The following is a 22,684-nucleotide window of genomic DNA, read 5'->3' on the forward strand; positions in this document are numbered from 1 at the left end:
ATCCGGAAGTCGTGCGCGTAGACGAAGACCGTGCGGCCCTCGACCGTGCCCCAGCCGGTGATCACACCGTCCGTGTACGGCTTCTTCTCCTCCAGGCCGAAACCGGTCGCCCGGTGCCGGCGCAGTTGCTCGACCTCACGGAACGACTCCGGGTCGAGGAGGAGCTCGATCCGCTCCCGCGCCGTCAGCTTGCCCTTGGCGTGTTGTGAGGCCGTCGCCTTGTCACTGGGTCCGCGCAGCGCCAGCTCACGAATCTCGTGCAGCTCGGCCACGCGGCCACGGGCGTCGGTGGGCTCGCCTCCGGTGGATCCGGCATCGTCCAAAACGGTCATGTAGCGACCTTACGAAGCCGACCAACGAAAACGGGCCGTCGACTCCTCACAGTCTCGGGCCCGTTTTCCTGGTACCCCCGGACAGAAGCCGGACGGGTTGCAGCTGATGTGACTGCTTGGATCGGCGTGGCGTTGTAGGGGTCACACAACGACCTCGCGGGGCGGTCCGGCGTCGCCCCGGTTGCCGTGCCCGGCGCTCGCAGGACGATGGAGGGTGGCGGCGAGGCCGTTGAGCCTCGCGAGCCGACGGGCGCCGCAGTCAGTCGTACACCTCATTCCGTCCGTTTCCAAGGAGCAGCTCAAAGGAGCATGTCATGGGTCTCTTCGGCCGCAAGCAAGAGAAGGAAACCACCGCCCCCGCAGCCGAGGTGAACCCCGAGCTCGCTGCGCTCACCGGCGACTACACGCTCGACCCGATGCACACCACGATCGGCTTCGTCGCCCGGCACGCCATGGTCACCAACGTCAATGGCGCCTTCCACGACTTCGAGGGCACGCTGCACCTCGACGGCTCCGACCCGGGGAATTCGACGGCCACCGTCGACGTGCAGGTGGGCAGCATCGACACCGGGGTAGAGGACCGCGACACCCATCTCAGGAGCGCCGACTTCTTCGACGTCGAGAAGTTCCCGACGATGAGCTTCCGCTCCACCAAGTCCGAGGTCGTGGGCGAGAACACGTACCGGCTCACCGGCGATCTCACCATCAAGGACGTCACCAAGCCGATCACCCTCGACCTGGAGTTCAACGGCTCGGCCACGGACCCGACCGGCAACGAGCGCGTCGGCTTCGAAGGGGAGACCGAGATCCTGCGCTCCGAGTGGGGTCTGAGCTGGAACGCTGCCCTGGAGACGGGTGGCTGGCTGGTCTCGGACGAGATCAAGCTGAACCTCGACATCTCGGCCATCAAGAGCACCTCGGACTGAGCCGACTCCCCCTCAACTCCCGTTCCGCGCACGTACGATGCGCCGATGCCGGAGTTCATACAACAGCTTCCCGCGCTGCTCGGCGTGGTGATCGGTGCCCTGGGTTCGTACGTCGCGATCATGCGGGGCGACCGTGCCCGGTTCCAGCGCGAGCAGACGGCGCGCTGGGAGGAGCGGCGGCTCGCCGTGTACACCGACTACGCGCGCTCGGTGAAGGCGACCGTCACGCTCACCTATCGGATCGCCGCCCACCTGGGAGACGATCCGCACCCCCACCCGCTGACGCCCGAAGAGGCGGCCCCGCTGCTCGCCCAGGCGCTCGACGCGCGCGATCCGTCCGGTGAGGCGCTGCTGATGCTGGGCAGCGCGGAGGTGGTGGAGAAGGCCCGTGCCTGGGTGCTCACGGCGATCGAGATGGAGCAGTTCGTAGGGCGCCGGACGCATGACCCGGATGCCTGGCAGGCCCTGCTCGCCCGGCAGCGGGTCGGCCGCGAGGGCTACTACGCGGCCGTTCGGCGTGACTTGACGCTGCCGCCCGGGCACTCGGGGCGGTGGCGGCTTCCGGTCCCGCGGCCGGAGGTCCAGGAGCGCGGCTGAAGCCCTAGAACCCGCCGCCGAAGTCCCCGAAACCGCCGCCGAAGCCGCCGCCGTCGCCGAACCCGCCGCCGAAGTCGTCCCCGTGGAAGTCGGTGCCGGACATGTCGCCGCCCTCGTACCCGGCGCCGTAACCGTCCGCCGCGTACGCCGGGCCGTGCATCATCGAGCCCAGCATGGTGCCGATGAGCAGGCCGGGCAGCAGGCCGCCGCCGAAGTAGCCGCCCGCCCAGGGGGCGTAGGCCGGACCGGCGTCGTAGTAGGGGCGGCGGCCGTACTCGGTCTCGACGGTGCGGACCGCCGGGTCCTCGCCGTCGTCGATGCGGGCCTTGTCCGCGGCGCAGACCGGCACGTCGCGCGGGGTGCCGAGCTCCGGGGCCCAGCGGGCGTCGGTCACCGACGGGCCGTGGCGCGGGTCGAAGAAGCAGGGCGGGCGGCGCTCAGGGAGCGGCCTGCCCTCGCGGCGCGCGTCGAGCACGGCGAGCGAGAAGCGGCCGTCCTCCAGGGTCTGGGTGACGCCGCGGACGTCGCCCGGGTGCTGGGCCGCGCCCATGATCGACTTGGCCTTCTCGTACGCGTCGAGGCCGTGCTCGTAGTCGGTGCGCATCTCGTCGGTGGCGCCGGGCTCGCCGGGGTGGAAGTCGAGGCGGTCCAGCTCCTCACCGAAGGCGGTGATGTCCTCGTCGACGACCACGCGCAGCTTCTCCAGCGCGTCCTGCTCGGCCCGCTCCCTCTTCTTGCGGTTGCGCCGGACGATCGCGTACGCGCCCGCACCACCGGCCAGGGCGACCGCGCCGAGGCTGATCAGACCGGCGCCGACGTCCTGCCCGGGCTCCTGGGACGTGCCGCCCCCGGCGTCCCGGATCGCCAGGTCGGTGAACCGGTCGAGCTGAGCCGTGACGTCGTCCATGCCCTGGACCGTGGTGGCCAGGTTGGTCACGGCGTTCGGGGAGAGCACGCTGCGGTCGGCCCGGACGTCGAACTGGTCGCCGAGGCGCACGCCGTACACGCCCGTGATGCCGGTCTCCGCCCGGAGGTCGCCGAAGAGGTTCTCCGACGGGACGCTCGCGGGCAGCACGGCTATGAAGACCGGCTTGCCGGAGTTCTCGATCTTCTCCGACAGGGCGTCGGCCTCCGTCGTGGACACCTGGTCCGTCATGGCCGGATCGACGTAGACGTGGTCTTCGCGCAGCTCGGCGGCCGCCCGTACGACGGTGTCGTCCGGGGCCGCCCCGGCCCCGGGGGCCGCCACGAGGACGACGCCCAGGATCAGTAGCAGTCCGGAGAGCGCTACGAGGATCCGTTTCACCGGATTCCTCATAGTTCGAGTCTGCCTCAGTCCGGGCCCGAAGGGGAGGGGAGCGGGGCGGCGGTTTACTCGGCGGGCTCCACCCCGGCGCGCAGCAGGCCATAGGTGTACGCGTCCTCCAGGGCCTGCCAGGACGCGGCGATGACGTTCTCCGCGACGCCGACGGTGGACCACTCCCCCGCCCCGTCCGTGGTGGAGATGAGGACCCGGGTGGTGGAGGAGGTGCCGTGCTTGCCCTCCAGGATGCGGACCTTGTAGTCGACGAGCTCCAGCTTGGCCAGCTGCGGGTAGAACCGCTCGAGGCCCACGCGCAGCGCCCGGTCCAGGGCGTTGACCGGGCCGTTCCCCTCGGCCGTGGCGACGATGCGCTCGCCCTTGGCCCAGAGCTTCACGGTGGCCTCGTTGGCGTGGGTGCCGTCGGGGCGGTCCTCGACGATGGCGCGCCAGGACTCGGTACGGAAGTAGCGGCGGGGACGGCCCTCGGCCTCCTCGCGGAGCAGCAGCTCGAAGGAGGCGTCGGCGGCCTCGTAGGTGTAGCCCTTGAGCTCGCGCTCCTTGACCCGCTCGACGACCCGTCCGACCAGGGCGCGGTCGCCGCCGAGGTCGACGCCGAGCTCCTTGCCCTTGAGCTCGATGGAGGCGCGGCCCGCCATGTCGGAGACGAGCATCCGCATGGTGTTGCCGACCCGCTCCGGGTCGATGTGCTGGTACAGGTCCGGGTCGACCTTGATCGCGGAGGCGTGCAGGCCCGCCTTGTGCGCGAAGGCCGAGACACCGACGTACGGCTGGTGCGTGGAGGGGGTCAGGTTGACGACCTCGGCGATGGCGTGCGAGATCCGGGTCATCTCGCTGAGCGCGCCCTCGGGCAGCACCTTCTTGCCGTACTTGATCTCCAGGGCGGCGACGACCGGGAACAGGTTGGCGTTGCCGACCCGCTCGCCGTAGCCGTTGGCGGTGCACTGGACGTGGGTGGCGCCCGCGTCCACCGCGGCCAGGGTGTTGGCGACCGCGCAGCCGGTGTCGTCCTGGGCGTGGATGCCGAGCCGGGCGCCGGTGTCGGCGAGCACGGTGGAGACCACGGCCTGGACCTGGGCGGGCAGCATGCCGCCGTTGGTGTCGCAGAGGATCACCACATCGGCGCCTGCCTCGTACGCGGTACGGACCACGGACTTCGCGTAGGCGGGGTTGGCACGGTAGCCGTCGAAGAAGTGCTCGCAGTCGACGAAGACGCGGCGGCCCTGTTCGCGGAGGTACGCCACCGTGTCGGCGATCATCGCGAGGTTCTCGTCGAGCGTGGTGCGCAGGGCCAGTTCGACATGGCGGTCGTGGGACTTGGCGACCAGCGTGATCACCGGGGCGCCGGAGTCGAGCAGCGCCTTGACCTGGAGGTCGTCGGCGGCCTTGACACCCGCCCTGCGGGTGGCGCCGAAGGCGACCAGCTGGGCGTTCCGGAAGGTGATCTCCTGGGCGGCGCGGGCGAAGAACTCGGTGTCGCGGGGGTTCGCCCCCGGCCAGCCGCCCTCGATGAAGCCCACGCCGAACTCGTCCAGGTGCCGGGCGATGGTCAGCTTGTCCGCCACCGTGAGGTTGATGCCCTCACGCTGCGCGCCGTCGCGCAGGGTGGTGTCGAAGACGTGGAACGCGTCCGCGCTGGTGTCCGTCATGGCTGTTCTGGCTCCTGTATCGGATCTCGGTCTACCGGAATGACCGGTTCCACCGTCCCTCCATGATCCCTCGCGCTCCGCCTCCGGCTGTGGTTGGGCCGGGAAACAGAAAAACCTCTCGCGGGTGCGAGAGGTCTGCGCGCGGGTCGAGGACGACGGTGTCCGCCCGTACCGGGTCGTACGTGGCGGTCACTGCGGACCGGCGCGCCTGCTGCCAATAATCATGGCCTGCGTGAGCACAAGGGGAGTTTGGCACAATTCCCCTGGCTCGGGGGCGGGGTCTCACGATGCGGGCGCTACGTGATACAGCCCACGCGGTCCGGAAGGCGGGCTCACTGCGCCGCCAGCCCCTCGTCCAGGAACTCCCGTACGTGGCCCAGGACATGATCACGGTCCGTGCCCGGCAGGCCCATCGCCACGTGGATGGAGAAGCCGTCGAGCAGCGAGCGCAGCCGGGTCGCGAAGCGTTCCGGGTCCACCGGGCGGAACTCGCCGCGTGAGACACCCTCGGCGAGCAGGGCGACCAGGTCGCGGTGCCAGGCGCCCTCGATGGCGGCCTGGCGGGCGCGGGCGTCGGCCTCCTCGTCGGCGTACTGCGAGCGGTTCCAGACCTCGAGCCAGAGCGTCCAGTGCGGGTCGCGTGGGCCATCGGCGACGTACAGGTCGACATAGCCGTCGAGCCGCCGCCGTGCGGCGCCGCGCTCGGCGAGCAGGGCGCGGCGTTCCTCGCCGAGCCGCCCCTCGCTCCACTCCAGGGTCTGGAAGAGCAGCTCGTCCTTGGACTTGAAGTAGTAGAGGAGGTGGCCGCTGCTCATGCCGACCTCGCGGCCGAGGGCGGCCATGGTGAGCCGGTCGAGGCCCGCGTCGGCGATCATCGCCATGGCGGCGGCGAGTACGTCGTCGCGGGGTGGTGCGTTGCGGCGGGCACGGGTGGCGCGGCCGGTCATCGCGCGCCCCCTTCCCCTGAGTCGCGTACGGGCAGGGCCACCGGTTCCGGCCGGTGGCGGGCGCTCACCGCGCGACGCTGTACGTTCACCCATCTGTTTTACCGGATGTGCTATCGGAACCGTGCGGCGGGCGGCGCCCCGGGCCGGGGCCCCCGGGAGGGAAAGGCCCCGATCCGCTGCTGTCCCGCACCGCCCGCCGCACGTCGACCGCGCGCCTCAGGGGCGCACGGACGGCTGTTGCTGCGTGATGCAGTGGATGCCACCGCCCGCAGCGAAGATCGTCCGGGCGTCGACCAGGGTGACCGTGCGGTCCGGGTAAAGGCGGCGGAAGATCCCGGCGGCGATCTCGTCGCGCGGGTCGTCGAAGGCACAGAGCACCACGCCGCCGTTGCACACGTAGTGGTTGATGTACGAGTAGTCGACCCAGCCGTCCTCGTCGGTGAGCACCGTCGGGGCGGGCACCTCGACGACCTGGAGGGTCCGGCCGCGCGCGTCCGTCTGGGAGGCGAGCAGCCCGATGATCTCCTTGCTGACCTCGAAGTCCGGGTGAGCGGGGTCCTGTTGGGAGTGGACCACGACGACCCCGGGGGCGGCGAAGGCGGCGACGATGTCGACGTGGCCGATGGTGCCGAAGCCGTGGCCCGGGTAGTCGGCGGTCAGGCCGCGTGGCAGCCAGATCGCCTTCTTGGTGCCCAGGTGGGCGTGGATCTCGGCCTCGACCTGCTCGCGGGTCCAGCCCGGGTTGCGCTCCGGACCGAGCTGCACGGTGTCGGTGAGCAGCACCGTGCCCTCGCCGTCGACGTGGATGCCGCCGCCCTCGTTGACCAGGCGGGATGCGTATGTGCGCGCTCCGGCGAGGTCGGCGACGTACGCCCCGATCTTGCTGTCGTGCTCCCAGCGCGCCCATTCCTGCGCGCCCCAGCCGTTGAACGTCCAGTCCACGGCGGCGAGTTCACCGCTGCCGTTGGTGAGGAAGGTGGGGCCGATGTCCCGCATCCAGGCGTCGTCGAGTTCGCGCTCGACGATCTCTATGGAGTCGTCGAGCAGTTCCCGGGCGTCCGCCGTACGGCCGGGGCCCGCGACGACGGTGACCGGCTCGAAGCGGCGTACCGCGCGGGCCACCGCGGCCCAGGCGTGGCGGGACTCCGCCAGGCTCTCGGCGTCGTCGAAGGTCGGGTTGGGCCCCGGCCACGCCATCCAGGTGCGGTCGTGCGGGGCCCACTCGGCGGGCATCCGGAAGCCGTCGGCGGCTGCGGTCATGGCGTACCCCTTCAAGGGAGTAGGGACGGGAGGGAGTTTGAGAACAGCAGGGGTGACACCGGGGGCCGTGGGCGGCCCGGCCGGTGTCTACAAAGAAGCGACGGCGGTACGTCGGTGGCTACAGGAAGTAGAGCCGGTTCAGGGACATCGACTCGGCGGCCTCCGAGCGGATCGGCGCCCCGTCGAGCGACACGAGCCCGGAGCTCTGGTCGACATCGACGGCGCCGATCCGGGCGTTGAGCCGCAGGTCGGCCGGGCCGATGCCGCGGGTGCCGCGGACCGGGACGCGGCGGCGCCGGGTGGGCAGTGTGTCGCCGCCCTGCTCGACCGCGGCCTGCGCGACGAAGGCCACCGAGATCTCGGCGGGGGTCGCGCCGTGCGCCCCGAACTGGGGCCCCAGGACGAGGGGTTCGCAGGTGTCGGTGGCGGCGTTCGGGTCGCCGGTGACGCCGTAGGCCGGGAAGCCGGACTTGAGCACGAGCTGCGGCTTGGCGCCGAAGTACTGCGGCGACCAGAGCACGATGTCGGCGAGCTTGCCGACCTCGATGGAGCCGACCTCGTGCGAAAGTCCGTGCGCGAGGGCGGGGTTGATGGTCAGCTTGGCCAGGTAGCGAAGGACGCGCGCGTTGTCGTCGTGCGCGCCGTCGCCGTTCTCCCCGTCATGGGGAAGAAGGGGCCCGAGCTCGGCCTTCATCTTCCCGGCCATCGCGAAGGTGCGGCGGACCGTCTCACCGGCGCGTCCCATGCCCTGCGCGTCGGACGAGGTGATGCCGATGGCGCCCAGGTCGTGCAGGACGTCCTCGGCGCCCATGGTGCCCGCGCGGATCCGGTCGCGGGCCATGGCGGCGTCGCCGGGCAGGTCGGTCTTGAGGTCGTGGACCGAGACGATCATGCCGTAGTGCTCGGCGACCGCGTCCCGGCCGAACGGCAGCGTGGGGTTGGTGGAGGACCCGATGACGTTCGGCACGCCCGCCATCTTCAGGACGTTGGGGACGTGCCCGCCGCCGCAGCCCTCGATGTGGAAGGCGTGGATGGTGCGGCCGTCGAGCACGCTCAGGGTGTCCTCGACGGACAGGCACTCGTTCAGGCCGTCGCTGTGCAGCGCCACCTGGACGTCGTGTTCCTCGGCCACCCGCAGCGCGGTGTCGAGGGCGCGGGTGTGCGCACCCATGTCCTCGTGCACCTTGAAGCCGCACGCGCCGCCCTCGGCAAGGGCCTCGACGAGAGGGGCGGTGCCGGAGGACGACCCCCGGCCCAGGAAGCCGATGTTGACCGGCCAGGCGTCGAACGCCCCGAAGGCGTGGCGCAGCGCCCAGGGCGAGTTGACGCCCACGCCCCACACGGGGCCGAATTCCTGGCCGATGATCGTCGTGACGCCGGAGGCCAGGGATGCCTCCATGACGCGCGGCGACAGCAGGTGGACGTGGGTGTCGATGGCACCGGCCGTGGCGATCAGGCCCTCACCGGAGACGATGCTGGTGCCGGTGCCGACCACGACGTCCACGCCGTCGAGGGTGTCCGGGTTCCCGGCCCGCCCGATGGCGTGGATCCGGCCCTCGCGGATGCCGATGGACACCTTGCGGATGCCCTGTACGGCGTCGATGACGAGGACGTTGCTGATGACCACGTCGCAGGTCTCGCGCACCGCCGCGGCCTTGAGGTGGAGCCCGTCGCGCGCGGTCTTGCCGAAGCCCGCGAGGAACTCGTCGCCGTGGCGCTGGGAATCGGACTCGACCCGGACCACGAGTCCGGAGTCACCGAGGACGACCCGGTCGCCCGCGCGGGGGCCGTGGACGGCCGCGTACTCCTGTGGATCGATGCTCATGCCTCGGCCTCCTCCGCCTCGCCGTTCGCGCCTTCGCTGGTACGGGTTTCGCTCCCGGCCCCCAGATAGCCGCAGGCCGCGGCCTTGCGCAGGGCTTCTTCCTTGGCCCCCGGCGCGTCCAGGGCCCCGTCCACCAGACCGGCGAAGCCGATCGCCACGCGCGCGCCGCCGATGGGCAGCAGGCCGACCTCGGTCGCGGCGCCCGGGTCGAAGCGCACCGAGGACCCGGCCGGGACGGCGAGGCGCATGCCGTACGCGGCCGAGCGGTCGAAGTCGAGACGCGGGTTGGCCTCGAAGAAGTGGAAGTGGGAGGTGACGCTGACGGGCACGGTCGCCGTGTTCCGCACGACGAGACGTACCGTCTCCTCGGGCTCCTCGTGGACCGGGCCGGGCAGCACGGCCCCGGGGGCGGCCTCCCCCAGCTCCCCGCCGCTGAGCGGTTCGGAGACGACCGCGAGCCGCGAGCCGTCGTCGAAGACGGCCTCCACGTGCACCTCGGTCACCACGTCCGCGACGCCCGGCAGGACGTCGTCGGGGCCGAGCACCGTACGCGCCCGCTCGATCGCCTCGGCGAGCCTCAGCCCGTCACGGGCCGCCTCGCACACGGTGTCGGCGATCAGCGCGGTCGCCTCCGGCACATTGAGCCGCAGCCCGCGGGCGCGGCGGGCACGGGCCAGCTCGGCAGCGCCGAAGAGCAGCAGCCGGTCGCGTTCGGTCGGGGTCAACCGCACGGCGCTCCACCTCTCAGGTCATGGTCACGCATGGTTCGAACGTCACTCTAACCCTGTGATTCTTTTTACGGAAGCATTGACCCACCACCTTGACGTGAGTCACATTGAACGTCGTTCAAATCGTTGAGCGCCATTCCAACCGAGGGGCGATAGAGCCTTCGGACCCCCACCACCCATCGCCCATCAACGCAGTAGGCATCTGTCAGGGGAGCCCTTCCATGCCGATAGAACAGCGCGGTGTCGACACCATCCCGGAAGCGGAGCGCACCAGCGGTCCTCGTGATCTCATCTCGATCCTGCTCGGCTCGAATCTCTGCCTCGGCGTGATCGTCTTCGGCTGGCTGCCGCCGTCCTTCGGGCTCGGTCTGTGGCCCTCGCTGGCCTCGATCGTGATCGGCACTCTTGTCGGCGTGGTGCTCACGGCGCCGCTGGCCCTGGTGTCGCTGCGCACGGCGACCAATCTGTCCACGTCGAGCGGTGCGGCCTTCGGCGTACGCGGCCGCCTGATCGGCTCGATCGTGGGCCTGCTGCTCTCGCTCGGCTACACCGCGCTGACGCTGTGGATCGGCGGCGACGTCATGATCGGCACCTTGGCGCGACTGACCGGGCTGCCCGACAACGGGATGATGCACAGCCTGGTGTACGCCCTGCTCGCGGGCGCCACCGTGGTCGCCGCGGTCTTCGGGTACCAGCTCCTGCTGCGCCTGAGCAAGGTGCTCGCGCTCGGCATGACGGGCCTGCTCGCGCTCGGACTCGTCGCGTACGCGGGTGACTTCACGACCGCGGCGCCGCCCGACACCCCGTATCTGCTCGGCTCCTTCTGGCCGACCTGGCTGCTCGCCACGGTGGCCGCCGGGCTCAGCGGGCCGGTCGCGTTCATCACGCTGCTCGGCGACTACACCCGCTATGTCTCGCCCCGCCGCTACTCCCAGCGCAAGGTTTTCCGGGCCACGTGTGTGGGCCTGACGGTGGGTCTGCTGGTGCCGCAGCTCTTCGGTACGTTCACGGCGCTCGCCGCGCGCGCCGGGCTCGACTACGCGGGGCCGCTGGTCGACGCGGCGCCCGGCTGGTACCTGGTGCCGCTGCTGCTCGCCGCCTCGGCCGGGTCGATCGGCAACGCGGGTCTGATGCTCTACTCCATGGGCCTCGACCTGGACGCCATCGTGCCCCGGGCGACCCGCACCCAGTCCACCGTGATCGTCGCCGTGGTCGCCACCGCCTTCGTCTTCGCCGGGCACTTCGCCTGGAACGCGCAGTCCGCGATGACGTCCTTCGTGCTGCTGCTCACGGCGATCGGCACGCCCTGGGCGGTCATCACGCTCATCGGACACCGGCGCCTGCGGGGCGAGTACGACGCCGAGGCGCTGCAGGTCTTCAACCGCCGCTCCAGGGGCGGCGCCTACTGGTTCCGCGGCGGCTGGAACGTGCAGGCCACCGTCTCCTGGACGGCGGGCGCGGCGGTCGGCCTGGCGGCCGTGTCGACGCCGATCTACGAGGGGCCGCTGCTCGGCCTGACCGACGGGGTCGACTGCAGCTTCATCCTTTCGGCTGCGGTCGGAGGGGTGTTGTATCTGGCCCTGACGTTGAAGGACACGCGCGGGGGGCAGGCGGCGCCGGTCACCTCAACCCCCGTACCGGACAACGCTCTTCACGAAGTTCGCAGCTGAGGACGGGCCCGAAGTCGGGCACACGTCCGAAAGGTTCGGACTTGCGCTCCCGCGCGCAGGTGTTCGCTCCTGTTGGATCCTGGCGGTTGATGGCCCGTCAGAACGATCCCGGTGATTCCCACAGGAGGCAGAGACATGCAACGTACGAAGACCTTGTCGGGCAGGCGGACCGTGCCCCTCGCACTCGGCTCCGCACTCGCGCTGCTCCCCGTCACCCTCGCCACGGTCCCGGCCTCGGCGGACGGGCCCCCGGCCCGCGCCGTGGTGGCCGGAACGCCCGCGCCGGGCGACGGGGTCCGGGCGAACGACGAGGTCCACCGCACCGCGAGCGACCTCGCACGGGAGCTCGGCGACCGCAGCGCGGGCAGCTATCTGGACGCCAAAACCGGGGAGCTGGTGGTCACCGTCACCAGCGAATCCGACGCTACAAAAGTACGGACGGCCGGAGCGCGGGCCGAAAAGGTCACCTATAGCGGCGCAGAACTGAAGGGCGCCATCGCCGCCCTGAAGAAGCGCGCCCAGACACCCGGCACCAGCTGGGGCATCGACCCCAGACGTAACCAGGTGGTGGTCGAGGCGGACCGCACCGTCTCCGCCGCCGAGCTCGACCGCGTCAAGAAGGTGGCCGCCGGACAGCGGGCCGCCGGACAGCGCGACGCGGTCCACGTCCGCCGGGTGGCGGGCACGTTCCGCCCCGAGGTGTCCGGCGGCGACGCGGTCTACGGCGGCGAGATCCGCTGCTCGGTCGCCTTCAACGTGGCGTCCGGCAGCACCCGGTACTTCCTCACCGCCGGGCACTGCACCAACGACGCCGCGGAGTGGCGGACCAACCCGGACGGCCCGGAGATCGGGCAGCGCACCGGCTCCAGCTTCCCGACCAACGACTACGGCATCGTCAAGCACACCGACGGCTCGAACCCGTACGGCAACGTCAACCTCTACAACGGCAACCACCAGGACATCACGTCGGCCGCGGACCCGGTGGTCGGCCAGGCCGTCAAGAAGAGCGGCTCCGCCACCAAGGTCACCTCGGGCTCGGTCACGCAGACGAATGTCACCGTCAACTACGGCAACGGCAACATCGTTCACGGCATGGTCAAGACCAACGTCTGCTCGGCGGGCGGAGACAGCGGCGGCGCCTACTTCGCCGGTTCCACCGCGCTCGGCATCCACTCGGGCAGCGCCGGCGACTGCAACAACGGCGTGGGCTCGGCGCTGTTCCAGCCGGTCAAGGAGGCGTTGGGGGCCTACGGCGTGAACGTGTACTGACCTCGCGTACGGCAGGAAGGCGCACAGCGCGAAGGCGCACACGCGCAAGGGGCCGCGCCCGGATCTCCCCGGGCGCGGCCCCCGCGTACCGCCGAACCCGTCAGCCCAGCTCGTGCATCCAGCCGTGCTTGTCCTCGGCCGTGCCGCGCTGGATGTCCAGCAGCGCCTCGCGGAGCTTCATCGTGACCTCGCCGGGCGTGCCGTCGCCCTGGGTCCACTCCGCGCCGTCCGTCTTCACCGTGCCGACCGGCGTGATGACCGCGGCGGTACCGCAGGCGAAGACCTCGGTCAGCGCTCCGCTCTCGGTGTCGCGCCGCCACTGGTCGATGGAGACCCGGGCCTCCTCGGACTCGTAGCCGAGGTCGCGGGCGACGCTGAGCAGCGAGTCACGCGTGATGCCCTCCAGGATGGAGCCGGTCAGCGTCGGCGTGACGATCTTGTCTCCGTACACGAAGTACAGGTTCATGCCGCCGAGTTCCTCGACCCACTTGTGCTCCACGGCGTCGAGGTAGCAGACCTGGTCGCAGCCGTGCGCCGCGGCCTGGGCCTGGGCGAGCAGCGACGCGGCGTAGTTGCCGCCGGTCTTGGCGTCGCCCATGCCGCCGGGGACGGCGCGCACCCGGTCCTGCGAGGCCCAGATGGAGACCGGCTTGACGCCGCCGGGGAAGTAGGCGCCGGCCGGGGAGGCGATCACCGCGAAGAGGTACTCGCTCGCGGGCTTCACACCGAGCCCGACCTCCGTGGCGATCATGAACGGGCGCAGGTACAGGGACTCCTCGCCGCCGTGCGCGGGCACCCACTCCTTGTCGTGCTGGACGAGCAGGTCGCAGGCCTCGACGAAGGTCTCGACGGGCAGTTCGGGCATGGCGAGCCGACGCGCCGACTTCTGGAAGCGCTCGGCGTTGGCCTGGGGCCGGAAGGTGGCCACGGAGCCGTCGGGCCTGCGGTACGCCTTCAGGCCCTCGAAGATCTCCTGGGCGTAGTGCAGCACCATCGTGGCCGGGTCGAAGGAGAGCGGGCCGTACGGCACCAGCTGGCCGTCGTGCCAGCCGCGGCCCTCGGTCCACCGGATCGTCACCATGTGATCGGTGAAGTGGCGGCCGAAACCGGGGTTGGCCAGGATCGCCTCACGCTCCGCGGCGGACAGCGGGTGCGAGGAGGGCTTGAGCTCGATCGAAGGCGTCGAGAGAGCCGAGGGCGTCGAGGGCGTCGTCATGAGTGCTTGTCCTTCACCGGTTTGTGTGTGACGGACCGCGCCCACGCCGCTGCTCAGGCGGAACGGCTGAACGGCTGCGCTGTCACGCTTACCCGCATACCGCGGCCCCGCGTTCGATTATCGCGCGTGCGGGGGCGTGGTGGAAGCGGCGTGCGTCGCGGCCCAGGGATCGATGGTGGCACCCGGCGGCGCATACGAGAAGCCGCCGGGTGCGGATGCGACCCGGCGGCTCGGTCCAACGAGGAGTCCTACGAGGAGAACTTCGGAGACCTGCGCAGCCCTACGCAGACCTCCACGGAGTGGAACCGACGGGTCAGCCGGTTACTCGTCCGGCGAGCGCGTCGCCGATCTCATCCGTGGTACGAGACGATCCGTCCCGCTCCGCGAGGTCGGCCGCGACGGCCTCCTCGACCCGCGCGGCCTCGGCGTCGTACCCGAGGTGGCGCAGGAGCAGCGCGACGGACAGGACCGTGGCGGTCGGGTCGGCCTTGGCCTGGCCCGCGATGTCGGGCGCGGAGCCGTGCACGGGCTCGAACATGGACGGGAACTCGCGGGACGGGTTGATGTTCCCGGAGGCCGCGACGCCGATGCCGCCGGAGACGGCCGCGGCGAGGTCGGTGATGATGTCGCCGAAGAGGTTGTCGGTGACGATCACGTCGAACCGCTCGGGCTGCGTGACGAGGAAGATCGTCGCCGCGTCCACGTGCAGGTAGTCGGTGGTGACCTCGGGGAACTCGGCGGCCACCTTGTTGAAGATGTTGGTCCAGAGGTGACCGGCGTACGAGAGCACGTTGTTCTTGTGCACCAGGGTCAGCTTCTTGCGCGGACGCGCCTGCGCGCGGGCGAAGGCGTCGCGGACCACGCGCTCGACACCGAAGGCGGTGTTGACCGAGACCTCGGTGGCGACCTCGTGCTCGGTGCCCTGGCGGATGGTGCCGCCATTGCCGGTGTACGGACCCTCGGTGCCCTCACGGACGACCACGAAGTCGATCTCGGGCTGGCCCTTGAGCGGGGTCTCGACACCGGGGAGCAGCTTCGACGGCCGCAGGTTCACGTGGTGGTCGAAGAGGAAGCGGAGCTTCAGCAGGAAGCCGCGCTCCAGGACGCCGGACGGGACCGAGGGGTCACCGATCGCGCCGAGCAGGATCGCCTCGTGCTGCTTGAGCGCCTCGACATCGGCGTCGGTGAGGGTCTCACCGGTCGCGTGGTAGCGCTTCGCGCCGAAGTCGTACTCCTTGGTCTCCAGCTTCACGTCCTGAGGCAGGACGGCAGTGAGGACCTTGAGGCCTTGGGCCACGACCTCGGGGCCGATGCCGTCGCCGGGGATGACTGCGAGTTTGATGCTGCGAGACATGGAGCGAGCGTACGCCTCGTCTTAGGCCTTGACATAGGCTGTCCGCGATGTGGACGTCAGGTGTTGACCGCCCTCTGACCTCACCCCGGCCTCATCCCCAATCACCGTACGGGCTTGGGGTTTTCACCACACGTTCACTCGAAAGCCTGGCCCCAGTTCTAAGTTACTGGGAAGTTCAGAGCTCATGACTGCACACTCCAGGGGGACACCCCCCGGACCCCCCGTCCCTAACGTCGGCATCCCTGAGCAGCTCGCCAAGCGTCTCAGCATGCCGGAGCAGCACGAGTATCTGCGCGCCAAGCACGCCCGCCCCAAGGTCTCCCGGCGTGGTGCGATCATCGGTGGCCTGGTGACCGCCGGGGCCGCCGGTGGTGGCGGTCTCCTGGTCGGTACGGGGACGGCGAGCGCCCAGTCGCCGACGCTCGCCGCGTCGGCCGCCACCGCCGAGGTGGACGGTTCGCTCGTGGCCCCCTTCGGGCGGCATCTGGCCTTCGGGGCCGATCCCAAGACGCAGATGCGGATCTCCTGGCAGGTGCCGTTCGCGGTGAAGAACCCGTACATCCGGGTGGGCACCACTCCGTGGGAGCTGAGCCGGAAGATCGAGGCGGAGGTGCGGCCGCTGCACACCCCGGCGCTGTCCGCGAAGCTGCCGGAGGTGGACCAGTTCTTCCTGCACGCCGCGCTCGACGGTCTCAAGCCCGGCACGACGTACTACTACGGCGTCGGGCACGACGGCTTCGACCCGACGTCGCCGGAGCGGATGGGCACCCTCGGCACCTTCCGCACCGCGCCCGCGCAGCCGGAGAAGTTCGTGTTCACGGCCTTCGGCGACCAGGGCGTGAGCTACCACGCGCTCGCCAACGACCAGTTGATCCTGGGTCAGAACCCGTCCTTCCATCTGCACGCGGGCGACATCTGCTACGCGGACTCCAGCGGGCACGGCAAGGAATCGGACACCTACGACGCGCGCGTGTGGGACACGTTCCTGGCGCAGACCGAGTCGGTGGCGAAGTCGGTGCCGTGGATGGTGACGACCGGCAACCACGACATGGAGGCCTGGTACTCGCCGAACGGCTACGGCGGCCAGTCGGCCCGCTGGTCGCTGCCCGAGAACGGCTTCGACCCGAAGGCCGCGCCGGGCGTGTACTCGTTCACGTACGGCAATGTCGGGGTGGTGGCGCTCGACGCGAACGACGTCTCGTACGAAATACCGGCCAACAAGGGCTATTCGGACGGGAAGCAGACCGAGTGGCTGGACAAGCGGCTGCGCGAGCTGCGGGCGGACGCGAGCATCGACTTCATCGTGGTCTTCTTCCACCACTGCATGTACTCGACGGCGACGCACGCCTCGGACGGCGGGATGCGCGACGCGTGGCTGCCGCTGTTCACCAAGTACCAGGTGGACCTGGTGATCAACGGCCACAACCATGTGTACGAGCGCACCGACGCCATCAAAAACGGCGAGGTCGGCAAGCCGGTGCCGATCGGCGAGACGACGGATCCGACCCGCGACGGCATCGTCTATGTGACGGCGGGCGGCGCGGGCAAGGAGCTGTACAGCTTCGGCCCGGGCGTGCCGGACAGCTACGAGGGCGCGGTGGACGATCAGGAGACGATCGTCACGTTCCACTGGACGAAGCTGCGGGTGCCCGACCCGGACACCGTGGAGTGGTCACGCGTCAGGTACACCGGCTACTCGTTCCTCGCGGTGGAGGTGGAAACGGGTGCGCAACCCCGGATGACGGTCTCCGCGCTCGCCGAGAGCGGCAAGCGCGTGGACCACTTCGAGATTCGGCGTTCCGGCGGTACGTCGGCTCAGTGACGGCTCAGTGACCGGTGGCGCCGCCGTTGTCCCTGCGGTCGAGGGCACGCTGCAGGGCGGCGGCGGCGTTCTTGCGCTCGTGTTCGCTCGTACGGGAGAGGCGGCGGACGCGGCGGGCGGGGGCGACGGTCGTCTCGGACATGGTGCATCGACTCCTTGAGCACACGACGGCGTGCGGAGAGGGGGTGTTTCGAGACGCCGGAAGGGGCGGGGAGGCGCGGTCGCAGGGGTTGCCTGCTTCGGTGACCGGCTCACATCCGCCGTTCGCTTGATCGAGCGAGACGTTCGGCTTCTACAAAGTTAGGACAGCCGCGGGCTTCTGTCTCCACAATTACTCGGACTTCCTACTATCTGAGACGACGATCACGCGCGAGCCGCTGCGGCCCTCTGGTCAGGGTGGAGCGGCGGGCGGCACACTCGGCCGCATGCCAGAGACAGTTGAACGCTGGACACCGATCCACGGACAGCCGTATCGCCCCGTCCCGTACCGCCCCGAGCGGATGCCGCAGGAGGAGTCCCGCAGGCGCGCGGCCGAGCTGCGGGAGCGGATGGGGGCCCGCAGGACCGTCCGCCAGTTCGCGCCGGACCCGGTGCCGGACCAGGTGGTGCGCGACGCCATCGCCTGCGCGGCGACCGCGCCGTCCGGGGCGCATCAGCAGCCGTGGACGTTCGCGCTGGTCCGTGACCCGGAGATACGCCGCCGGATCCGCGAGGCCGCGGAGCATGAGGAGCAGATCAGTTACGACGGGCGGCTCGGCGAGCAGTGGCTCGCGGCGCTGCGGCCGTTGGGCACGGATGAGGTGAAGCCGCATCTGACGGATGCGCCCGCGCTGGTCGTGGTGTTCAAGGAGCGGTACTGGCTGGGGGACGACGGCACGAAGCACAAGCACTATTACGTCGACGAGTCGGTGGGCATCGCGGTCGGCATGCTGCTCTCGGCCCTGCACCTCTCGGGCCTCGCGGCCCTGGTCCACACGCCCAGCCCGATGCGCTTCCTGTCGGAGGTCCTCGGCCGCCCCGAGAACGAGAAGGCGTTCGCGGTGATCCCGGTGGGCTATCCGGCGGACGACTGCCAAGTGCCGGACCTGGTGCGCAAGTCGCTGGATCAGGTGCTGGTGGAGGTCTGAGCGGGGGGCTGGCCGGGGGCGTTTCCCCAGCGCCGGAGGGGCTACCAACAGCCCGTCCGGCGTTTGAGGACGACGCCCTCCCCCAAGCTCTCGGCTTCGCTCGAGCAGGGAGGTACCCCCCTGGGCGGACATGGGGGTCTGGGGGCTTGCCCCCAGTTACGGGAAGGGGCGGGCTGGGGAAGAAAGAAGCCGCCCCCGGACGGCACGGGGGGAGTCCATCCAGGGGCGGCGTTGACGGGGGCGTCAGCCCATGTGCGGGTGTCAGCCCATGTGCGGGTACGTGTAGTCCGTCGGCGGGACCAGGGATTCCTTGATGGCGCGGGTCAGGGTCCAGCGCATCAGGTTCTGCGGGGCACCCGCCTTGTCGTTGGTGCCCGAAGCGCGGCCACCGCCGAAGGGCTGCTGGCCGACGACCGCACCCGTCGACTTGTCGTTGATGTAGAAGTTGCCGGCCGCGTAGCGGAGCTTGTCCATGGCGTCGCGCGCCGCCGCACGGTCGGACGCGATGATCGAGCCGGTCAGGGCGTATGCCGACACCGACTCCATCTGCTTCAGCATCTCGTCGTACGCCTCGTCCTCGTAGACGTGCACCGCGAGGATCGGGCCGAAGTACTCGGTCGTGAAGACCTCGTTCTCCGGGTCCGAGCACTCGATGACCGTCGGACGGACGAAGTAGCCGACCGAGTCGTCGTACGTACCACCGGCGATGATCTTGCAGGTGGGGTCCGCGGCCGCACGGTCGATCGCCGCCTTGTTCTTCGCGAACGCGCGGTCGTCGATCACGGCGCCGATGAAGTTCGACAGGTCGGTGACGTCACCCATCTTGATGCTGTCGACCTCGGCCGCGAACTCGTCGCGCAGGCCACCCTCCCAGATCGAGCGCGGCACGTACGCACGCGAGGTGGCCGAGCACTTCTGGCCCTGGAACTCGTAGGAGCCACGGGTCAGCGCGGTCTTGAGGACCGCCGGGTCGGCCGACGGGTGGGCGACCACGAAGTCCTTGCCGCCGGTCTCACCGACGATGCGCGGGTACGACTTGTACTTGTCGATGTTGTTGCCGACCGTCTTCCACAGGTGCTTGAAGGTCTTGGTCGAGCCGGTGAAGTGGATGCCCGCGAGGTCCGGGTGCTCCAGGGCGACCTCCGAGACCGCCAGGCCGTCACCCGTGACCAGGTTGATGACGCCCTTCGGCAGACCGGCCTCCTCCAGGAGCTGCATGAGCAGCACGGCGGCGTGGGTCTGCGTCGGGGACGGCTTCCAGACCACCACGTTGCCCATCAGGGCGGGGGCGGTGGGCAGGTTGCCCGCGATGGCCGTGAAGTTGAACGGCGTGATCGCGTACACGAAGCCTTCGAGCGGGCGGTGGTCCAGACGGTTCCAGACGCCCTTGGAGTTGGCCGGGGGCTGCTCGGCCAGGATCTTGCGGGCGTACGCGACGTTGAACCGCCAGAAGTCGATCAGCTCGCAGGGGGTGTCGATCTCGGCCTGCTGGGCCGTCTTCGACTGCCCGAGCATGGTCGACGCGGCCAGCGTCTCGCGCCACGTCGTGGAGAGCAGCTCGGCGGCGCGCAGGATGATCGCGGCGCGGTCGTCGAAGGACGTCGCGCGCCAGCCGGGCGCGGCGGCGAGCGCGGCGTCGATGGCGTCCTGCGCGTCCTGCTGCGTCGCGTTGCGATACGTGCCGATGACGGCCTTGCGGTTGTGCGGCTGCACGACCTGGAAGGTCTCGCCGCCACCCATGCGCTTCTCGCCGCCGATGGTGCACGGCAGGTCGATCGGGTTCTCGGCCAGCTCCTTGAGCTTGGCCTCGAGACGGGCCCGCTCGGGGGTGCCCGGGGCGTAGGTGTGCACCGGCTCGTTCACCGGGGTGGGGACCTGGGTTACAGCGTCCATGGCTTCCTTGACTCCTTGTCGAGGGTGGAGGGCTCCTCGGCCCTGGGGTCGGTCGCGGTACTCGGCGCGGTGATCAGTTCTTGGTGATCATCGAGCGGGCGAAGAAGAGCAGATTGGCCGGCTTCTCGGCGAGGCGGCGCATGAAGTATCCGTACCAGTCGGTGCCGTAGGCGGTGTAGACGCGCATGCGGTGTCCCTCCGCTGCCAGGCGAAGGTGCTCGTCGCTGCGGATCCCGTACAGCATCTGGAACTCGTAATCGTCGAGCTTGCGCCCGGCGCGCCGGGCCAGCTCCTGGGCGATGGAGATCAGACGCGGGTCGTGGGACCCGATCATCGGGTACCCGTCGCCCTCCATCAGGATTTTCAGGATGCGGACGTACGCCTTGTCGATTTCCGCCTTGTCCTGGATCGCGACGGAGGCGGGCTCTTTGTACGCCCCCTTCACGATACGCACGCGGCTGCCGTTCGCGGCAAGCCTCCGGGCGTCGTCCTCGGTACGGAAGAGGTAGGCCTGGATGACGCAGCCGGTCTGCGGAAAGTCCTTCCGCAGCTCCTCGTGGATGGCGAACATCGAGTCCAGGGTGGTGTGGTCCTCGGCGTCCAGGGTGACGGTGGTGCCGATCCGCGCGGCGGCCTCGACGACCGGGCGGACGTTGGCGAGGGCCAGCTCGTGGCCTCCCTCGAGCGCCTGGCCGAACATGGAGAGCTTCACGGACATCTCGGCGCGCTCGCCGAGGCCGAGGCCCGCCAGGTGCTCGATCAGATCCAGGTAGGCGTCACGGGCGGCGGCGGCCTGCTCCGGCGTGGTGATGTCCTCGCCGACCACGTCCAGGGTGACCTCAAGCCCCTTGGCGGCGGCGTCCTGCACGACCGGAATGACCTGATCGACGGTCTCTCCGGCGATGAACCGTTCGACGACCTGCTTGGTGCCGGGCGCGGCCGAGACGAAGCGGCGCATCTTGTCGCTGCGCGACGCGGCGAGGATCACGGGAGCCAGCACGGGGCACCTCCAAGTGGGCAGGGATTGAGCCGCCACCGACCGGTCGCCCCTCGGGGACCCCCTTGGGGAACGAAGCAGCAACGGTGCGGGAGCAGCACGGAGAACCACCGTGAAACCTAAGGATCGCTCCGATCGTGGACCATCGACACCTGTCACGCATCCGTGGCCCGGATCTCAGACAGATGTATGAGGAAGCGCGCGGGGTGGCGCAGAATGGGCGGCGTGAAAGGCGATTACCAGGACCTGGTCGATGAGATCTCCGCGCTGCTCGGCGCCCCGGCGACCCTGGAGAACCGGGACTTCGGCCTGATCGCCTTCGGCGCGCACGAAGGCGGCGGGGAGCTGGACGAACTCGAGCTCGACCCGGTGCGCACCCGGTCGATCCTCACGCGCCGCTCGACGCCCGCGGTGCGCACCTGGTTCGAGGGCTTCGGCATCACGCGCGCCACGGAACCGGTGCGGATCCCGGCGGCCCCGGAGGCGGGCGTGCTGCGCTCGCGACTCTGTCTTCCGGTACGGCATCGGGGCGTCGTGTACGGGTACGTGTGGCTGCTCGACTCGGACCCGGGCCCCTCGGAGGACCAGCTCGCGGCCGCCATGGAGGTGACCGAGCGGATCGGGGTGCTTCTCGCCGACGAGGCGTCCGTGGAGGACGACGCGGCGCGCGAGTTCCGCGCCGTGCTCATGGCGGGCCGCGGGCGGCAGGGGGCCGCCGGTGCGGAGGCGTCGCTGGCCGCGCTGCGCACCGCCCTCGGGCCGGACGCGGACGCGCTGCACGCGGTCGTCTGCGTCACGCCGTGGCCGGGCGAGGACACCCTGGGCGCCCGGCGCGCGCCCGGGATCGCGGCGGTGTGCGTGGTGCCCTCGCCGGAGGAGGGTGCCGGGGGTGCGGCGGGCTCGGTGGGTGCCGCGGGTGCGGCCGGTTCTTCGGGGGTGGCGGGAGGCGCCGGTTCCGTGGGGCCGCCCGCGCCGGGCGTGAGCAACGGCCGCGGCGGCCGTTTTAACGGCTCCGCGCAGCACGCCGTGCCCGACTCCCCCGCGCCCGGCGGCGCGGCACGCGGCGGCACCGGGTACGCCCTGGCCGCCCTCGTCCGGCTCCGTTCCGCCGAGTCGCTCACCCCACCGCGTACCGCCGCGGAGCGCCTGTTGCGGGCGGCCGGAGGCCCGGCCACCGCGGGTATCTCGGCGCCCCGCCGTGGCCTGGCCGAACTCCTCGACGCCTGGCGGGAGTCGGGGGCCGCGGCGGCCACCGCGGCGGTCCGCGGCGCGGGGCACGGTCCGGGGAACGGCACGGCAGGGCGTACGACCAAAGCCACCAAAGCCACAGCGGGCACGCGCACCGGGCCGGGCGCCGAGCCCGGCTCCCGTATCGCCGAATGGGCCTCGCTCGGACCGTACCGGCTGCTCACCGCGCTCCCCCGCGAGATCGCCCACGACCCGAGCGTCCGCGAGCTGCTCCGCCACCCCGAACTCGCCCGCACCGCCGAGGCGTTCCTCGACCACGCGGGCCAGGCGGGCCGCACGGCGGCGGCGCTCGGCGTGCACCGGCAGACGCTCTACTACCGGCTGTCCCGCGTGGAGGCGCTCACCGGCCTCGACCTGGACGAGGGCGAGGACCGTCTGCTGCTCCACATGGCCCTGAAGTCGGCACACCTGTAGGCCCCACCGGCCCACGCCTGTAGGCCCACCGGCCCTCACCGCGTCGGCGAGCCGCGCACCCGCCCCGCGGCTACCGTGGAAGGCAGGGC

The 22,684-nt window shown here is 70.6% G+C and carries 19 protein-coding genes; 7 read left to right on the forward strand and 12 right to left on the reverse strand.

The features are described 5' to 3' along the window. The coding region (locus ACWD10_RS30790; RefSeq protein WP_451096850.1) for a carboxyl transferase domain-containing protein at positions 1 to 332 on the reverse strand (332 nt) is incomplete at its 3' end. Between the two features lie 314 nt (positions 333 to 646). Between ACWD10_RS30790 and ACWD10_RS30795 the strand changes: the two genes are divergently transcribed. Beyond that, on the forward strand, positions 647 to 1,258 hold the full coding sequence (locus ACWD10_RS30795; RefSeq protein WP_451096852.1) for a YceI family protein: 612 nt from the start codon (positions 647 to 649) through the stop codon (positions 1,256 to 1,258). A gap of 45 nt (positions 1,259 to 1,303) precedes the next feature. After that, positions 1,304 to 1,855 carry a hypothetical protein gene (locus ACWD10_RS30800; RefSeq protein WP_451096854.1) on the forward strand — a complete coding sequence of 184 codons (552 nt, stop codon included), beginning with the start codon at positions 1,304 to 1,306 and terminating at the stop codon, positions 1,853 to 1,855. Between the two features lie 4 nt (positions 1,856 to 1,859). Here ACWD10_RS30800 and ACWD10_RS30805 read toward each other — a convergent pair whose 3' ends face one another. The 6 genes from ACWD10_RS30805 to ureA all read right to left on the reverse strand — a co-directional run bounded on the left by ACWD10_RS30805 (position 1,860) and on the right by ureA (position 9,588). After that, positions 1,860 to 3,173 carry a hypothetical protein gene (locus ACWD10_RS30805; protein WP_451096856.1) on the reverse strand — a complete coding sequence of 438 codons (1,314 nt, stop codon included), beginning with the start codon at positions 3,171 to 3,173 and terminating at the stop codon, positions 1,860 to 1,862. 53 nt (positions 3,174 to 3,226) lie between these two features. Continuing rightward, positions 3,227 to 4,825 (reverse strand): citramalate synthase, encoded by a 1,599-nt coding sequence (cimA, locus tag ACWD10_RS30810; protein ID WP_451096858.1) that lies wholly within the window; start codon positions 4,823 to 4,825, stop codon positions 3,227 to 3,229. Between the two features lie 332 nt (positions 4,826 to 5,157). Further along, the gene (locus ACWD10_RS30815) at positions 5,158 to 5,772 is read right to left on the reverse strand and encodes a TetR/AcrR family transcriptional regulator (RefSeq protein WP_451096860.1); all 615 of its coding nucleotides are present in this window, start codon (positions 5,770 to 5,772) and stop codon (positions 5,158 to 5,160) included. A gap of 216 nt (positions 5,773 to 5,988) precedes the next feature. Further along, complete coding sequence (locus tag ACWD10_RS30820; protein WP_451096862.1) at positions 5,989 to 7,032, reverse strand: agmatine deiminase family protein; 1,044 nt, start codon at positions 7,030 to 7,032, stop codon at positions 5,989 to 5,991. Positions 7,033 to 7,150: 118 nt separating this feature from the next. Next, positions 7,151 to 8,857 carry an urease subunit alpha gene (locus ACWD10_RS30825; protein WP_451096864.1) on the reverse strand — a complete coding sequence of 569 codons (1,707 nt, stop codon included), beginning with the start codon at positions 8,855 to 8,857 and terminating at the stop codon, positions 7,151 to 7,153. Continuing rightward, positions 8,854 to 9,588, reverse strand: coding sequence for an urease subunit gamma (gene ureA, locus ACWD10_RS30830; protein ID WP_451096866.1), 735 nt, complete (start codon positions 9,586 to 9,588; stop codon positions 8,854 to 8,856). The genes ACWD10_RS30825 and ureA overlap by 4 nt, the downstream gene beginning before the upstream one ends. A gap of 218 nt (positions 9,589 to 9,806) precedes the next feature. Here ureA and ACWD10_RS30835 point away from each other — a divergent pair, with 218 nt between their 5' ends. After that, on the forward strand, positions 9,807 to 11,255 hold the full coding sequence (locus ACWD10_RS30835; RefSeq protein WP_451096868.1) for a cytosine permease: 1,449 nt from the start codon (positions 9,807 to 9,809) through the stop codon (positions 11,253 to 11,255). 135 nt (positions 11,256 to 11,390) lie between these two features. Next, positions 11,391 to 12,524, forward strand: coding sequence for a S1 family peptidase (locus ACWD10_RS30840; RefSeq protein WP_451096870.1), 1,134 nt, complete (start codon positions 11,391 to 11,393; stop codon positions 12,522 to 12,524). A gap of 100 nt (positions 12,525 to 12,624) precedes the next feature. Here ACWD10_RS30840 and ACWD10_RS30845 read toward each other — a convergent pair whose 3' ends face one another. Continuing rightward, a complete protein-coding gene (locus tag ACWD10_RS30845) occupies positions 12,625 to 13,740 on the reverse strand; it encodes a branched-chain amino acid aminotransferase (protein WP_451096872.1) in 1,116 nt (371 codons plus the stop codon). Positions 13,741 to 14,053: 313 nt separating this feature from the next. Then, the gene (locus ACWD10_RS30850) at positions 14,054 to 15,094 is read right to left on the reverse strand and encodes a 3-isopropylmalate dehydrogenase (protein ID WP_451096874.1); all 1,041 of its coding nucleotides are present in this window, start codon (positions 15,092 to 15,094) and stop codon (positions 14,054 to 14,056) included. A 268-nt stretch (positions 15,095 to 15,362) separates the two neighbouring features. On the opposite strand from ACWD10_RS30850, the gene ACWD10_RS30855 reads away from it, so the two are divergent. Then, positions 15,363 to 16,916 (forward strand): purple acid phosphatase family protein, encoded by a 1,554-nt coding sequence (locus tag ACWD10_RS30855; RefSeq protein WP_451096876.1) that lies wholly within the window; start codon positions 15,363 to 15,365, stop codon positions 16,914 to 16,916. 4 nt (positions 16,917 to 16,920) lie between these two features. Here the strand turns inward: ACWD10_RS30855 and ACWD10_RS30860 are convergent, their stop codons facing one another. Further along, on the reverse strand, positions 16,921 to 17,058 hold the full coding sequence (locus ACWD10_RS30860) for a hypothetical protein (RefSeq protein WP_451096878.1): 138 nt from the start codon (positions 17,056 to 17,058) through the stop codon (positions 16,921 to 16,923). Positions 17,059 to 17,341: 283 nt separating this feature from the next. On the opposite strand from ACWD10_RS30860, the gene ACWD10_RS30865 reads away from it, so the two are divergent. Further along, complete coding sequence (locus ACWD10_RS30865; RefSeq protein ID WP_451096880.1) at positions 17,342 to 18,043, forward strand: nitroreductase family protein; 702 nt, start codon at positions 17,342 to 17,344, stop codon at positions 18,041 to 18,043. Positions 18,044 to 18,304: 261 nt separating this feature from the next. Here ACWD10_RS30865 and pruA read toward each other — a convergent pair whose 3' ends face one another. Both pruA and ACWD10_RS30875 read right to left on the reverse strand, forming a co-directional pair. Then, complete coding sequence (gene pruA / locus ACWD10_RS30870) at positions 18,305 to 19,936, reverse strand: L-glutamate gamma-semialdehyde dehydrogenase (protein ID WP_451096882.1); 1,632 nt, start codon at positions 19,934 to 19,936, stop codon at positions 18,305 to 18,307. 73 nt (positions 19,937 to 20,009) lie between these two features. Beyond that, complete coding sequence (locus ACWD10_RS30875; protein WP_451096884.1) at positions 20,010 to 20,936, reverse strand: proline dehydrogenase family protein; 927 nt, start codon at positions 20,934 to 20,936, stop codon at positions 20,010 to 20,012. 222 nt (positions 20,937 to 21,158) lie between these two features. On the opposite strand from ACWD10_RS30875, the gene ACWD10_RS30880 reads away from it, so the two are divergent. After that, complete coding sequence (locus tag ACWD10_RS30880; protein ID WP_451096886.1) at positions 21,159 to 22,595, forward strand: PucR family transcriptional regulator; 1,437 nt, start codon at positions 21,159 to 21,161, stop codon at positions 22,593 to 22,595. Positions 22,596 to 22,684: the final 89 nt, after the last annotated feature.

This window comes from Streptomyces sp. NPDC002851, from assembly GCF_053591935.1.

What these genes read in the sequence shown, in the direction of transcription:
- ACWD10_RS30850 (WP_451096874.1), bottom strand. Translation starts at nt 15,094, where the DNA reads ATGTCTCGCAGCATCAAACTCGCAGTCATCCCCGGCGACGGCATCGGC.
- ACWD10_RS30855 (WP_451096876.1), top strand. Translation starts at nt 15,363, where the DNA reads ATGCCGGAGCAGCACGAGTATCTGCGCGCCAAGCACGCCCGCCCCAAG.
- ACWD10_RS30825 (WP_451096864.1), bottom strand. Translation starts at nt 8,857, where the DNA reads ATGAGCATCGATCCACAGGAGTACGCGGCCGTCCACGGCCCCCGCGCG.
- ACWD10_RS30820 (WP_451096862.1), bottom strand. Translation starts at nt 7,032, where the DNA reads ATGACCGCAGCCGCCGACGGCTTCCGGATGCCCGCCGAGTGGGCCCCG.
- ACWD10_RS30795 (WP_451096852.1), top strand. Translation starts at nt 647, where the DNA reads ATGGGTCTCTTCGGCCGCAAGCAAGAGAAGGAAACCACCGCCCCCGCA.
- ACWD10_RS30865 (WP_451096880.1), top strand. Translation starts at nt 17,342, where the DNA reads ATGCCAGAGACAGTTGAACGCTGGACACCGATCCACGGACAGCCGTAT.
- ACWD10_RS30800 (WP_451096854.1), top strand. Translation starts at nt 1,304, where the DNA reads ATGCCGGAGTTCATACAACAGCTTCCCGCGCTGCTCGGCGTGGTGATC.
- ACWD10_RS30815 (WP_451096860.1), bottom strand. Translation starts at nt 5,772, where the DNA reads ATGACCGGCCGCGCCACCCGTGCCCGCCGCAACGCACCACCCCGCGAC.
- ACWD10_RS30835 (WP_451096868.1), top strand. Translation starts at nt 9,807, where the DNA reads ATGCCGATAGAACAGCGCGGTGTCGACACCATCCCGGAAGCGGAGCGC.
- ACWD10_RS30840 (WP_451096870.1), top strand. Translation starts at nt 11,391, where the DNA reads ATGCAACGTACGAAGACCTTGTCGGGCAGGCGGACCGTGCCCCTCGCA.
- ACWD10_RS30860 (WP_451096878.1), bottom strand. Translation starts at nt 17,058, where the DNA reads ATGTCCGAGACGACCGTCGCCCCCGCCCGCCGCGTCCGCCGCCTCTCC.
- ACWD10_RS30805 (WP_451096856.1), bottom strand. Translation starts at nt 3,173, where the DNA reads ATGAGGAATCCGGTGAAACGGATCCTCGTAGCGCTCTCCGGACTGCTA.
- pruA (WP_451096882.1), bottom strand. Translation starts at nt 19,936, where the DNA reads ATGGACGCTGTAACCCAGGTCCCCACCCCGGTGAACGAGCCGGTGCAC.
- cimA (WP_451096858.1), bottom strand. Translation starts at nt 4,825, where the DNA reads ATGACGGACACCAGCGCGGACGCGTTCCACGTCTTCGACACCACCCTG.
- ACWD10_RS30845 (WP_451096872.1), bottom strand. Translation starts at nt 13,740, where the DNA reads ATGACGACGCCCTCGACGCCCTCGGCTCTCTCGACGCCTTCGATCGAG.